This is a genomic window from Caballeronia sp. LZ043 (assembly GCF_031451075.1).
Lineage (GTDB): Bacteria > Pseudomonadota > Gammaproteobacteria > Burkholderiales > Burkholderiaceae > Caballeronia.
In genome coordinates, this window is record NZ_JARUXT010000003.1 from 1,395,934 (window position 1) to 1,408,835 (window position 12,902).

The 12,902-nt window shown below is 67.2% G+C and carries 11 protein-coding genes; 2 read left to right on the top strand and 9 right to left on the bottom strand.

What is annotated here, in order from left to right:
- Positions 1-5 precede the first annotated feature (5 nt).
- The 4 genes from QCE64_RS26445 to QCE64_RS26460 all read right to left on the bottom strand — a co-directional run bounded on the left by QCE64_RS26445 (position 6) and on the right by QCE64_RS26460 (position 5,386).
- The gene (locus QCE64_RS26445; protein WP_310007072.1) at positions 6-1,460 is read right to left on the bottom strand and encodes an efflux RND transporter periplasmic adaptor subunit; all 1,455 of its coding nucleotides are present in this window, start codon (positions 1,458-1,460) and stop codon (positions 6-8) included.
- 10 nt (positions 1,461-1,470) lie between these two features.
- Positions 1,471-2,730, bottom strand: a complete 1,260-nt coding sequence (locus QCE64_RS26450; protein WP_309925315.1) for a TolC family protein — start codon at positions 2,728-2,730, stop codon at positions 1,471-1,473.
- Between the two features lie 177 nt (positions 2,731-2,907).
- On the bottom strand, positions 2,908-3,168 hold the full coding sequence (locus QCE64_RS26455; protein ID WP_309817561.1) for a DUF4148 domain-containing protein: 261 nt from the start codon (positions 3,166-3,168) through the stop codon (positions 2,908-2,910).
- A gap of 25 nt (positions 3,169-3,193) precedes the next feature.
- Positions 3,194-5,386, bottom strand: a complete 2,193-nt coding sequence (locus QCE64_RS26460; RefSeq protein ID WP_310007074.1) for a heavy metal translocating P-type ATPase — start codon at positions 5,384-5,386, stop codon at positions 3,194-3,196.
- 72 nt (positions 5,387-5,458) lie between these two features.
- On the opposite strand from QCE64_RS26460, the gene cadR reads away from it, so the two are divergent.
- Positions 5,459-5,890, top strand: coding sequence for a Cd(II)/Pb(II)-responsive transcriptional regulator (cadR, locus tag QCE64_RS26465; protein ID WP_309817566.1), 432 nt, complete (start codon positions 5,459-5,461; stop codon positions 5,888-5,890).
- An 18-nt stretch (positions 5,891-5,908) separates the two neighbouring features.
- Here cadR and QCE64_RS26470 read toward each other — a convergent pair whose 3' ends face one another.
- From QCE64_RS26470 to QCE64_RS26480, 3 genes are read right to left on the bottom strand one after another with little or no spacing between them, the layout of a single operon-like run.
- Positions 5,909-6,940: an alpha/beta hydrolase gene (locus QCE64_RS26470; RefSeq protein ID WP_309924906.1), complete on the bottom strand. Its 1,032-nt coding sequence runs from the start codon at positions 6,938-6,940 to the stop codon at positions 5,909-5,911.
- A 39-nt stretch (positions 6,941-6,979) separates the two neighbouring features.
- Positions 6,980-8,485, bottom strand: a complete 1,506-nt coding sequence (locus QCE64_RS26475; protein WP_310007076.1) for a M81 family metallopeptidase — start codon at positions 8,483-8,485, stop codon at positions 6,980-6,982.
- A 32-nt stretch (positions 8,486-8,517) separates the two neighbouring features.
- Positions 8,518-9,831 carry an MFS transporter gene (locus QCE64_RS26480; protein WP_309933910.1) on the bottom strand — a complete coding sequence of 438 codons (1,314 nt, stop codon included), beginning with the start codon at positions 9,829-9,831 and terminating at the stop codon, positions 8,518-8,520.
- A gap of 136 nt (positions 9,832-9,967) precedes the next feature.
- Between QCE64_RS26480 and QCE64_RS26485 the strand changes: the two genes are divergently transcribed.
- Positions 9,968-10,903 (top strand): LysR family transcriptional regulator, encoded by a 936-nt coding sequence (locus QCE64_RS26485; RefSeq protein ID WP_310007078.1) that lies wholly within the window; start codon positions 9,968-9,970, stop codon positions 10,901-10,903.
- Between the two features lie 8 nt (positions 10,904-10,911).
- Here the strand turns inward: QCE64_RS26485 and QCE64_RS26490 are convergent, their stop codons facing one another.
- The gene (locus tag QCE64_RS26490; RefSeq protein ID WP_310007081.1) at positions 10,912-12,132 is read right to left on the bottom strand and encodes an MFS transporter; all 1,221 of its coding nucleotides are present in this window, start codon (positions 12,130-12,132) and stop codon (positions 10,912-10,914) included.
- 86 nt (positions 12,133-12,218) lie between these two features.
- Positions 12,219-12,845, bottom strand: coding sequence for a hypothetical protein (locus tag QCE64_RS26495; protein WP_310007083.1), 627 nt, complete (start codon positions 12,843-12,845; stop codon positions 12,219-12,221).
- Between the last annotated feature and the right edge of the window lie 57 nt (positions 12,846-12,902).

A 12,902-nucleotide genomic window follows, 5' to 3' on the forward strand; every position in this document is an offset into this window, starting at 1 on the left:
CGACGTCACTCCTCGGCGCTGGCCTTGCCCAGCTCGGCCTTCAGCACGAAACTGTTCGCGGCGGCGTAGCGCTGGCCGGGTACAAGGCCGCTCACGACCTCGACCGTATGCTCGTCCTGGCGGCCCACCGTCACGGGCTGCGCGACGAATCCCTGGTCCGACTGCACGAACACCGACGCGGCGCCCTCGACGTCCTGCAACGCGTCCTTCGACACGGCCACCGTGACGCCCGCGCGGCGCGCTTCCACCGCGACGTTCACGAACATGCCCGGACGCCAGACGCCATCCGGATTCGGCAGCACCACGCGCGCGACCGCCGAGCGCGTTTCTTCGCCGAGCAGTTCGCCGACATAGGACACGCGTCCCGTCGAACTCGAATCGAACGCGGCGGCCTTGACCGTTGCCGTGCGTCCGATCCGCACCTCGTCGAGCTGTTGCGGATTGACGGCCATCTCGGCCCATACGGTGGAAAGGTCGGCGAGCGTGAACACGTTGGTGTTGGCGGCAATGGCCTCGCCCGGCGTCACATGCCGCTCGACGATGGTGCCCTCGAACGGCGCCCGCAATTCATAGCGGTTGAGCGCTTCGCCGCCGAGCGGCGCGCCGATCGCCTCGAGCTTCTGACGCGCGCCGCGTGCGGCAATCTCCGCCTCGCGCAACTGCACTTGCGCCTGCAGATAGTCCTGTTCCGCCGAAATGCGTTCGAGCCACAGGGTCTTTTCGCGCTCATAGGCGACCCGCGCGGCGGTCAGCCTGCGTTCCGCCGTCAGCAGTTCGCTGCGCCGGTCGGCCAGATCGGTGCTGGCGATCACCGCGAGCAGCTGCCCCTTCGTCACCCGCTGCCCCACCGACACCGGCACCCGTTCGACCACGCCGCCGACCCGCGGCCCCACGTGCGCCGTGCGATCCTGGTTGAAGCGGATTTCGCCCGGCAGTTGCAAGGTCGTCACGACTTCGCCCGGACCCGCGCTCGCCAGTCCGATGCGCGCAGCGTTCACCTGCTGCGGGCTCAGCTTGACGAGGCCGTCCTTGCGCGCAAAGACGAACGACGCCGACTTGCCTTTCCATGAAGCCTTCAAGGTCGCGTCGAAGACGTGCGGCCTGCCGACCGATTGCGACGAAACCAGATCGGCGCCTGACGGCACGAAGCGCAGGGACTGCGGCGGCGTGAACGGCCGCGCGAGCGAGCCCGTGATGCTGACGCCCTGCGTGACGGGCTTGCCGTTCGAAAAGGCGGCGACGATCAGGCGCGGATCGCCCGCCTGTTCCGACAACCCGACTTCGATGACCAGACCCAACAGCCGATATTGGTCGAAGCCGGGCCGGGACGCATTGCCGGAGACCGATGCCGTCGCCGGCTGGAGGGAGGAGTGTCCAGGGGAAAACAGCAGCGAGTCGAGCACGAAGCCCGCGCCGATCCCGCCGGCCACCAACGCTACATAGAGAAGTTTGCGCAACATGAACTGACCTTCAGGGAAGAACTGCAACCGGCGACGCGCCGGACAATGCGGAGGATGTCGACAAGTCCGGGGACGACGGCAGCGGCGTGCCTTCGAGCCGTCCGAGTTCCGCGTATGCCAGATGCGCGGTCGTCAGGGCCTGCACATAGCGCGACTGCTCCTGGTACAGCGTGCGCTGCGCGTCGAGCACGTCGAGGAACGCGAACTTGCCGAGGTCGAAGCCGCGCGACATCGCCGTCAACGTGTCGCGCGCGGCGGGCAGCACTTCGGACCTGAGCCGTTGCGCTTCGGCGGCGGCATTCTGGAAATTCGTGTACGCCGACGAGAGTTGCAGCCGCAAGCTCGCCTTCTCATTGTCGAATTCGGCTTCCGCCTGCTCCGCGTTATGCGCCGCTTCGAGCAGCGCGCCCTTGTTGGTATCGAAAAGCGGCAGCGGAATGGACACGCCGATCACCGCCTGATTGAACGGCACGCCGCCCGTGACCACGTGCTTCATACCCGCGCTCACCGTGATGTCCGGCACGCGCCGCGCGCGTTCCACCTGGATCGCCGCATCCGAGCGCAGCATCTGCGCCTTCGCGGTGCGCACCAGCGGCGCGCTGTCGGTTCGCGCGACCATCTCGGCAAGCGGTTCGGGCGTCGGCAGGGTCTCGATATCGCCCGCGACGGCACGCTCGCGCACCGCGGACGCGCCGGTGATCGTCGCGAGCCGGTCGGCCTGCACGTCGGCTTGCGCGCGTGCCCGCTGCAATTCGATCTGCGCACCCGCTTCGGCCACGCGCGCCTTGCCTGCCTCGACCGGCGAGATCTTGCCGGCCCGCACCCGCTTGTCCGCGGAATCCAGCGTGCGGCGCGCGATGTCCGCCGATTCGGTCGCCACCTGCAACTGACGTTGCGCCGCGAGCAGACCGTAGAACGCGTCGATGACCTGAGCCCGAAGCGCCGCATTGCGTGCGTCGAGACGGGCGAGCGCGGCCTCGCGGCCATACGACGCGACGTCGAGACGCGCGCCGCGCTTGCCGCCCAGTTCGATGCGCTGGCTCACGAGGCCGGTGCTGGTGCGCTCGGACGGACCGAAGCCTTCCTGGAGAAACGACACATCGGGATTGGGCCGCATGCCTGCCTGGAGGAATGCGCCTTCGGTGGCATCGGCGCCCGCGCGCGCGGCACGCAGCGACGGATTCGCCACGGCCGCAGACGCCAGCAGCGCATCGAGCGTCAGCGGCGCATCGGCCGGCAGCGGCTCGGCGCCGGCACGCGACAGGGCCATCGAGAGAATGAGAAAAGAAGCAGTGCGCTTGAGCATGGGGAAGCGTGACCGGTGGAAGTCCTGTATTTCGACGTTTCACATAATGTTAGGGTGACTACCCAATCTGAGGATGATCGTCAGATGATGTTTTCGTCATTTGAGTCGCGCAACCTGGCTGTGTCTTTCGCGCGATGCCTGTCAGTTGCCCGTCTTCGCCGGTGCAATCGCGGCATCCTGGGGATGTTCGATCGCATGCCGCTGCTTGTTGCGCGCAATGCTTGCCGCAGTAGGCGGATATTCACTGTCGCGATGCGGCAGAAAGCCGTCGCGCCAGGCCTGTTCCAGCGGGTCGATGGCCTGCGCCGTGGTCCTGCCCGCGTCGGGTCCATCGCCATGCGCAAGGACCGGCGCGGACGCCGCGCCCAGCAACAGCGCCAGCCCGATGATCGTGTGTTTCATGGATGAATCTCCTGGTTTCCGGCTCTTATTGAAGACGCGTGCGCAACAGCCGCAGCCCGTTGGCGATGACGATCAGGCACGTGCCTGTATCGGCGAAGACGGCCAGCCACATCGACCCATGTCCTCCCAATGTCAATCCGATGCACACCGCCTTGATTCCCACCGCAATCGCAATGTTCTGCAGCAGCGTTGCGTGCATCGCCTTCGACAGGCGGATGAACGCCGGAAGCTTGCACAGGTCGTCGTCCATGAGCGCGACGTCGGCGGTATCAAAGGCGGCGTCGGTGTCCATCGCGTTCATGGCGAACGTGATGTCCGCGCGCGCGAACGCCGGCGCGTCCTTGAGGCCGTCGCCGACCATGCCGACCGGCGCACTGCGCCCGAGCGTCTCGATGATCCGCAGCTTGTCTTCCGGCAGGAGTCCGCCCTGGGCGCGATCGATGCCGGCCTGCTTCGCGACCGCGCGCGCGAGATGCGGGTTGTCGCCTGTCAGCACCACCGTGCGCACGCCCACGGCGCGCAGCCGCGCCACGGCGTCGCGGCTCATCGGCCTGAGCGTGTCGGCCACGGCGAAGAGCGCCAGCACGCCGGCATCGCTGGCGAAGATCACGACGGTGCGCGCCACGCATTCCTGCGCCTCCACGCGCCGCCGCAGGTTGTCTGCGTCGTGGCCGATCTCGGCCATCAGACGCAGGTTGCCGAGCCAGTACCGCCGTCCGCCGATGAACCCGAACACGCCGCGTCCCCGCACCGAACCGAAGCGGCTCACCGCGAAGCGCGGAATGTGTTCGTTCCTCGCGGCCTGCGCGATGGCCCGCGATGCCGGATGCGGCGAACGCCCCGCCAGGCTGGCCGCGAACGCGCGCACGATGCTCTGCTCGAAGCGCGCGTCGAGCAGTTCGAAGGCGGTCTGTACCGGCGTGCCGTGCGTGAGCGTCCCCGACTTGTCAAGCGCGAGCCAGCGCAGACGCCGGCCGCGCTCGAGGAACGCGCCGCCCTTCACCACGATGCCGTGGCGCGCGGCGCGGGCGAGTCCGCTGACGATCGTCACGGGTGTGGAAATCACGAGCGCGCAGGGACACGCGATCACCAGCAGCACGAGCGCCCGATGAACCGAGGCGAACCATTCGCCGTCCAGGGCCAGCGGCGGCAGCAAGGCCAGACCGAGCGCGCCGAGCAGCACAGCCGGCAGCCACGTGCGCACGACGCGTTCGAGCAGACGCTGCGTCGGCGCCTGCAACATCTGCGCTTCCTCGATCGCATGGACGATGCGGGCGAGCGTCGAATCGTTGATGCCGCCGGTCACGAGCATGTCGAGCGTGCCGGTCTCGTTGAGCGTGCCCGCGAACACGGCGTCGCCCTTGCCCTTGGCGACCGGCCGGCTCGCGCCCGTGATCGGCGACTGGTTCACGGTGGAGCGGCCCCTGACCACCTCGCCGTCGAAGGGAATGCATTCGCCCGCCTTGACGCGCACGATCTCGCCCGCTGCGATGCCGTCCACCGCGCACTCGCTCCAGGCGCCATCGGCTTGCAGGACGGCCGCCCTGGCCGGCAGCGACTTCAGCAGCGCGGCGGTGGCATTGCGCGCGCGCCGCAGCGAATTCTTCTCGACCCAATCGGCGATGGCGAAGCACACCGAGATCATGGCCGCTTCCGGCCATTCGCCGATCAGCAGCGCAGCCGTCACGGCGATACCCACCAGCGCGTCGATGGTGAAGTGGCCGCGACAGAGCGCGAGCAGACCCGCGCGATACATCGCCAGGCCCGAGGCAGCCACGGCACTGAGCGCAAGCATGACGATGGTGCTGGTCTGCGCATCGAACCAGCTCGCGGCCTGCGACGCCATCGCGACGGCGCACGCGCAGCCGAGCAGGCAGATGGACACGCGATCCGTCGCGCCGGTTTCCGGCACGAGCCGCGGATCGAATCCGAGCGAGCGCAGGCCGGCAAGAATCGGCCCGAGTGCTTCGACTTCGTGTTCGATGATCAGCATGCGGCGCAGCAGGTCGAACTTCATCGACGTGACATCGCGCATGCCGCCGAGCTTCCTGCGGATCAGCGCTTCTTCGGCGACGCACTCCATCTGTTCGATGTGGATCTGCGTGCGTGCCGCGCCGCGGCTCCGGATGCCGGACACGCCTGCTTCGGCCGGCCGGGCGTCCTGCATCGCGCTGCGAGAACCGAGGCGCGTGTTGCCGATATCTTCTGGCCGTAACATACTGACGTCCTTACTCGATCAAGCGCCAAGTAGAAACCTTGGAGCCGCTCAAGAGTCAAGAAGGATCAGCACATGAAGATAGGCGAATTGGCGCGCATCGCGAAATGCACACCGGACACGATTCGTTTTTATGAAAGAGAAGGTTTGCTTCAGCACGCGGAACGCACTGAAGCGAATTACCGCACGTACAACGCCAGCCACGTCGAACGCCTGCGCCTCATCCGCAACTGCCGCGAACTGGACATGACGCACGATGAAGTGCGTGCGCTGCTGCGTGCCATCGATGAAACGGCAGATAGTTGTCAGCCAATCAATTCACTTGTCGATGAGCACATTCATCATGTGGCTGAACGCATCGATGAACTGATCGGTTTGCAAACGCGGCTGCTCGCATTGCGCGAGAAGTGTCAGGGCGAACAGCTGGTGGATGACTGCGGCATCATGCACGAGCTGACATCTAAAGAGGCCGCCAGCCGGAAGACGAAGAAGTCGCATCTCGGCTAGCGGTTTGCATTGATGGGATCAAGCCTTCATGCGGTCGGCGGCGACGATCGCATCCGCGAAATCGCGCGGCGCTTCCTGCGGCAGGTTATGCCCGATGCCGCCCGTCACGTTCCGGTGCTGATACGGGCCCGTGAATTTCTTCGCATAGGCCGACGGATCCGGATGTGGCGCGCCGTTGGCATCGCCTTCCATGGTGATCGTCGGCACGTTGATGGTCGGCGCGGCGGCCAGGCGCTGTTCGAGTGCGTCGTACTGCGGTTCGCCCTGCACGAGCCCGAGACGCCAGCGGTAGTTGTGAATCACCACCGCCACATGATCCGGATTCGCGAATGACTGCGCTGAACGCTCGTAGGTGGCGTCATCGAAGCGCCATTGCGGCGATGCCAGTTGCCAGATGAGCTTGTTGAAGTCATGACGGTTCGCCTCGTAGCCGGCCTGGCCGCGCTCCGTCGCGAAGTAGAACTGATACCACCACGCGAACTCGGCCTTCGGCGGCAGCGGCGCGCGATTGCCCTGCTGGCTGCCGATCAGATAGCCGCTCACCGACACCATCGCCTTCACGCGCTCGGGCCATACCGCCGCGATGATGTTCGCCGTGCGCGCGCCCCAGTCGAAGGCGCCTAACACGGCTTGCCTGATCTTGAGCGCATCCATGAGCGCGATGATGTCCACCGCGACCACCGCCTGTTGTCCGTTGCGCGGGGTATCGGCGGAGAGGAAGCGCGTCGTGCCGTAGCCGCGCAGATACGGCACGATCACGCGATAACCCTGCGCCACAAGCAACGGCGTCACTTCGACGAAGCTGTGAATGTCGTATGGCCAGCCGTGCAGCAGGATGACGACGGGGCCATTGGCGGGGCCTGCCTCCGCGTAGCCGACGTTGAGCGTGCCCGCGTTGATCTGGCGCAGCGCGCCGAAGCCGGCCTGCGTCACGGGGCGGGTCTGGGCCTGCGCCAGGTTGCCGAAGCCCGCTTGCAGCAGGCCGATACTGGCGCTCGCCAGCGTGGCGCCCAGCAGGCGGCGGCGCGACGTGTCGATGATGTCCGTCATGATGCGGTTCTCCTGTTCCACTGTTTTAGAACGAAGCCGTCACGCAGCCGACGCACGCAACCCGGCGAGCGTCGGGCCCATCGGCCGCACGCGCATGTGGGCGGCAAGATTGCGCCAGGGCAGATCGGCGGGGTCGGCGGCCATCGGGCCCGGTGCTTTCGCGACCAGTATGCGCGACGCGATCGGTTCGAAGTCCGCGCGAAAATGCACTGAGCTCTTGTTGACCAGAATCTTCACGCGCGCGGGTTCGATACCCGCGACGCGAAAGAGATTACGGTCGAAGACCTGCATCTTGATGCTGCTGACCGCAATGCGCACGCCTTCGATACGCAGGCACGCCGTGGGACCGAGTTCGCCGCTCATGCCGTTGAGCATCGGGCCGTCGAAGCGGAAGCGGCCATCGGAAAGATGTTCGACTTCGAACTCGCCTTCGAGCGGCGAATCGCCCGGCACGTTCGAACCGCCGCCCAGCGCCAGCCGGATGCGCGCGCCGACACCCGCCCGATGCGCCGCGCGTGCCGCAGGCTCGTCCCAGATGACGCCCACAGCCGCCTCGCGCGCGCCGTGCCGCAGCAGCGCGCGGACCATGCCCATGGTGTTCGAGTCGCCGCCGACGCCCGGGTTGTCCTGCGTGTCCGCGATGATCACTGGACCTTTTGCATTGCCGCTTGTCGCGATGGCCTCGCGCGCCGCTTCGTCGGGCGACAGGAACGGCACGTCCCAGCGCGCTTCATCGTCGACGAGTTGCGTGTACAGCGCGTGCACCACGCGATCCGCTGCTTCCTGTTCGACCGCATAACCCCAGATCACCGGCCCGCATTCCTCGAAGTCCGACGCCGGAAACCCCGGCGCGAACGACAGCGACACGGCCTCCTTCTCCAGCCTCTCCAGCGCGTCATACATGCCGCGCGCCGGTTCGACGAGCGTACACATGCCGTTCACCGGAATCAGGAACGGCACGCGGCGCACGGCGCGCGCCAGCGGTTTGTCATGCGCGATGCGCTGTGCGAGCAGATGTCCCGCGCGCAGGCCGGTTTCCGCCATGTCGACGTGCGGATAGGTGCGATACGCGACCAGCGCATCGGCGAGTTCGATCATGCGCGCCGTGACGTTCGCATGCAGATCGAGGGAGACGACGAGCGGCATGTCGTCGCCGACAATCTGCCGCACGCGCGCCAGCAGCTCGCCTTCGCCGTCGTCGAGATGCTCGGCGACCATGGCGCCGTGCAGGTCGAGATAGATCGCATCGAAACCGCCGGCGCGCACGCGTTCGACGATCGCGCCCGCAATGCGCTCGTACGCGTCTTCCGTCACATGCGCCGATGCACTCGCCCCGGCCCAGATCACCGGCAGCAGTTCGTGCCCTTGCGCTTCGGCCCACTGGATGAAGCCGCCGACCGGCACGTTCACGTCGCGCAGCTTCAGCACGTCGGCGCCGTGGGCCATCGGCGGAAAGCCTTCGCCCTGGATGAAGCTCGGGTAGCTGGCCCGGGTCGGCGCAAAGGTGTTGGTTTCGTGCTGGAATCCCGCGATCAGGATCTTCATGATGGTCATCCTTTGTCTTCGATGAAAAGATGTCAGGCCGCGCGCGTCTTCGCGACGGCCACGGTGCAGCGGTTCGCCAGGATCAGCACGCAGGCGAGCGCGGCCATGCCGGCCATCGCGTACAGGCCGCCGTTCGTGTTGCCGGTCGCGGACTTGACCCAGCCGAACACCGCTGGTCCCCAGAACCCGCCCGACAGACCAATGGTGTTGATCAGCGCGATTCCGCCTGCCGCTGCGGGGCCGGAGAGGACTTCGGAAGGAATCGCCCAGAACACCGTGTACGCCATCCACATGCAGGCGGTGGCGAGCGTGAGCAGGACCAGCGTCGCGGCGAGGCCGCCGGAGGCATACGGCGTCATCACCAGCAATGCGGCCGCGGCGAGCGCCGGCAGCGCGCTGTGATAGCGGCGCTCGCCGAGCGCGTCCGACCGGCGGCCCGCGCCGTACATGGCCACGGCTGCGGCGACGTAGGGAATCGCGACATACCAGCCGAGCTTCAAGGTATCGTGCGCGCCCTGCTCCTTCAGCAGCGTGGGCAGCCAGAAGCTGATGGCGTAGATCGGAAAGATGATGCAGAAGTAGGCGAGCGCCAGCACGAGAATGCGCGGGTTCCGGGCGATCTCGCGAAACGATGCGATCCGGTGCGACCCGCCGCCATGCGCGCCGGCCTCGGCCTCGACGAGACGCTGTTCGTCGCGCGAGAGCCAGCGTGCTTCGGCGGGACCGTTGGCGAGCGTGAACCACACCAGCGCGCCGAGTGCGATGCACGGCAGGCCTTCGACGAGGAACATCCACTGCCAGCCCGTCAGTCCGCCGACGCCCGCGAGCGAGGTCATCAGCCACGCCGACAACGGCCCGCCGACCACTCCGCCCAGCGGCCCCGCGACGAACACGAGCGCGATGGCGCGCGCCATGCGCTTCGGTCCGTACCAGCACGAGAGGTAATAGATCATGCCGGGCGCGAAGCCCGCTTCGAAGACGCCGAGCAGGAAGCGCATCGCGTAGAACGCGGGCACGTTGCGCACGAACAGCATGCACGCCGACGTGATGCCCCACAACACGAGGATGCGGCTGAAGGTGAGGCGCGCGCCGATCTTCGGCAGCATCAGGTTGCTGGGAATCTCGAAGAGCACGTAGCCGATGAAGAAGATGCCCGCGCCGACGCCGTATGCGGCGTCGGAGAAGCCGAGATCGCTTTGCATCTGGAGCTTCGCGAAACCGACGTTCACGCGGTCCAGATACGCGAACAGGTAGCACGCGATGAGCAGCGGCAACAGCCGCCGGTTGATCCTGCTGTAGAGCGCCTGGACGGCAGCGCCGCCCGGCTGGGGTTGAATCGTCGACATGCGCGTCTCCTTGTGGTCTTCCCCTCTCCGGGTGAAACCATGGTGAGCGCGTTCGACTGTGCCAGCAAGAGCAACCAAGTTCACGTATCGTTGCTCTGTGAGCAACACTGTCTTCTCATGTTCCGGAGCCGTCGAGATGCGTGAAATCAATCAGCAACGCCTGCGTTACTTCCATGAAGTGCTGTCGCACGGCACGATGCGCGGGGCGGCGGACCATCTGAACACGTCGCCGTCGGTGATCGCACGGCAGATCAAGTTGCTCGAAGACGAACTCGATACCACGCTGTTTGAACGCGAGGCGCGCGGCGTGCGGCCCACCGAGGCCGCGTTTCATCTATTGGAGTTCTGGCGGGGTTATCGCTCGCAGCAGGAGCGGCTCGAAGACCAGCTGCACGCGCTCAAGGGCTTGCAGCAAGGACAGATCCGGCTGTCGGTGAGCGAAGGCTATGTCGATACGCTCGTTGATGACGTGCTCGCGCCGTTCTGCGCGCGCTATCCGCGGCTCGAGATCGACGTGCAGATGCTCGCCGTCGACGACCTGCTCGACGAAGTCGCGCAGAGCCGGGCGCATATCGGGCTCGCGTACAACCCGCCGCCGCATGAGCGGATCGAGATTCGGGCAAGCTGCGCGCAGCCCGTCGTGCTGCTGATGCGGCGCGATCATCCGCTGGCGCGGCGCGGAGGCGCGGCACGGATTCACGATCTGCTCGATTACCCGCTCGCGCTGATGCCGCCGAGCTTCGGCATCGGACATGTGGTGAAGATGCTCGAAACGACGGACGGTCTGTCCATTCGACCCGCCCTCACGACCAATTCGCTAAGCGCGCTGAAGCGGCTCGTCGCGGCGGAGCAGTTCATGACGCTGATCGGCGAGTTTGCCGCGTATCGCGAGCTGGCGAGCGGCGAGCTGACCCTCGTTCCGGTCGCGCATCCGCTGTTTGAAAGCGCGCAGGCGCGCGTGCTGGTGAAGACCGGCCGGCCGCTCGCGGCGGGACCGCAGGCGTTGCTCGAATCGATCCTCGAACGGATGCCGATGTTCGGCAAGAAGCCGCGCCGTAAGACGAAGCGGTGACGCGTGATTCACGCGCCCCGCGCGCCTTCCGGCACGTCATCCAGCCGCGCCACCCGCGACGCCGCAATGATCCCCGCCTGCACGACGAAGCACACGGCCGCCGCCGCAAGACACGGCCCGGTGCCGAGGCGCGCGCTGATCGCCGCGCCCAGCAGCGCGCCGAGCGGACGGGCGCCGTAGGTCGCCGTGCTGTTGAGCGCGGAGACGCGGCTCAGCATCGAGGCGGGCGTGATGGCCTGGCGCAGTGTCGTGGAGCCGACGGTCCACAGGATCGGGCCCGCGCCCAGCAGGAAGAAGCTCGCGGCCGCCAGCCAGAACGACGGCGCGGCGAGCGTCGCGACCAGCATCAGCGAAGCGGCCAGCCCGCACAGCGGCCCGACCATCAGCATCCGGCCGAAGGTGATGCGGCGTGCCACCGCCGACGCCGCCAGCGCGCCGCACACCATGCCGATGCCATAAGCGGCAAGCGTCATGCCGATCGCCGATGCATCGAAACGCAGATGCTGCGCCGCGTATGGCACATACACCGCCTGCACGATGAAGAAGCCGAGATTGAAGAACACGGCGGTGGCGAGCATCGGACGCAGCAGCGCGTCGTGCGCAACGAAGCTCGCGCCTTCGCGCAGTTCGGCTAAGAAATGCCGTTTGGCGGCGTGCTGGCGCGGCGGTTCGCGCAAGCGTGCGAGCAGTAGCGCCGCGCAGGCCGAAAGGCCGGCCGCGCAGCCGTAGGCCCAGCCCGCGCCGGTCCATCCGACGAGCAGTCCGCCGAGCGCCGGCCCCGCCGAACAGGCGACGCTGCGCGCGAGTTCGATGCGTCCGTTCGCGGCGGCCAGCGCGGCGCGTTCGACCAGCGCGGGCACGAGGGCGGGCGCGGCGACGTTGTAGGCGACAGTGCCGGTCGCGCCGAGAAATCCGAGCAACGCGAGCAAGGGCAGCGTCAGCGCGTGCGCATGCACGAGCAGCAGGACGGACAGCATGGCGAGCGCGCGGGCGCATTCGGCGCAGGTCATGAGCGTGCGACGCGAGCGGTGGTCGGCGATAACGCCGAGCGGGATCGACAGCAGCAGGAAAGGCAGCGTCTGGGCGCTTTGCAGCAGGCCGGTGTCGGCTGCCGAGGCGCCGAGCGCGAACACCGCGACGAGCGGCGTGGCCGCCAGGCCGATCTGCTCGGCGGACTGCGCAAGAAGGTTCGACCAGGCAAGTTGCTGGAAGGCAGCGGGGAACGGCATCGACGGGCTCCGGAGCGAGAAGATGGCCCATGGTCGCGGGTGAGGCGCGCGGGGGCACTCCGGGGCTTGCGGTGTGATTCGGCAGGTCAGGGCTCGCTGCCCAGTCTCTTTTGCTCCGTGACGATCCCGTCGGCGATCTTTCCCGCCAGATCGTGGAGTGACGACGCCCCTTCCACCTTGTTGATGACGAAGCGCGCGGCCGCGCCGTAAGGCTTGGGCGCCGCCGCCGATTTCTGCCCCTTGAGTTCGTCGCTGGTGTCGATGCGCGCCGACGCCTGGCCGGCCGGCGCCGACAGACTCGCGAGTTGCACGGTGACGTGCGTGTTGGGCGGCGTGTCGGAGGAATTCATCGAGGGCAGCGCGGCGCCCGGACCGGCCGGGATGGATTCATCGAATTCGCCGGTCACGAGCCAGCCCGATGCGGGCAGCGGGCCCTGCGACTGCGCCCGGCACGCATTGACACCTCGCGCCTGGAGCGTCTTCACGATGTCCTCAGCAAGTGCGGACGCATTTTGGTCGACTTTCATCGTGTTGCGCATCGAGCGCAGGCGGGAGCCGGGAAGGCGCGACTCGCCGCCCTGGCTCACGGCCGTGAAGTCACGCACGACAACAGGCACGCCCGCGCTGCTGCATGGTGGAGCATCCTGCGCGACGGCGCACGGACCCGCGAAGAAACCGAGCACGATCAACCGCCATGACGCCGATGTCTTCATCGCACCCTCCGGCAAAGGATCAGCGGTTCTGCCGCCCGACGATGATACTGCCACCCG

Bases quoted from the DNA above. Each gene is read 5' to 3' on its own strand.
- QCE64_RS26445 (WP_310007072.1), bottom strand. From the start codon at position 1,460: ATGTTGCGCAAACTTCTCTATGTAGCGTTGGTGGCCGGCGGGATCGGC.
- QCE64_RS26450 (WP_309925315.1), bottom strand. From the start codon at position 2,730: ATGGCCCTGTCGCGTGCCGGCGCCGAGCCGCTGCCGGCCGATGCGCCG.
- QCE64_RS26455 (WP_309817561.1), bottom strand. From the start codon at position 3,168: ATGAAACACACGATCATCGGGCTGGCGCTGTTGCTGGGCGCGGCGTCC.
- QCE64_RS26460 (WP_310007074.1), bottom strand. From the start codon at position 5,386: ATGTTACGGCCAGAAGATATCGGCAACACGCGCCTCGGTTCTCGCAGC.
- cadR (WP_309817566.1), top strand. From the start codon at position 5,459: ATGAAGATAGGCGAATTGGCGCGCATCGCGAAATGCACACCGGACACG.
- QCE64_RS26470 (WP_309924906.1), bottom strand. From the start codon at position 6,940: ATGACGGACATCATCGACACGTCGCGCCGCCGCCTGCTGGGCGCCACG.
- QCE64_RS26475 (WP_310007076.1), bottom strand. From the start codon at position 8,485: ATGAAGATCCTGATCGCGGGATTCCAGCACGAAACCAACACCTTTGCG.
- QCE64_RS26480 (WP_309933910.1), bottom strand. From the start codon at position 9,831: ATGTCGACGATTCAACCCCAGCCGGGCGGCGCTGCCGTCCAGGCGCTC.
- QCE64_RS26485 (WP_310007078.1), top strand. From the start codon at position 9,968: ATGCGTGAAATCAATCAGCAACGCCTGCGTTACTTCCATGAAGTGCTG.
- QCE64_RS26490 (WP_310007081.1), bottom strand. From the start codon at position 12,132: ATGCCGTTCCCCGCTGCCTTCCAGCAACTTGCCTGGTCGAACCTTCTT.
- QCE64_RS26495 (WP_310007083.1), bottom strand. From the start codon at position 12,845: ATGAAGACATCGGCGTCATGGCGGTTGATCGTGCTCGGTTTCTTCGCG.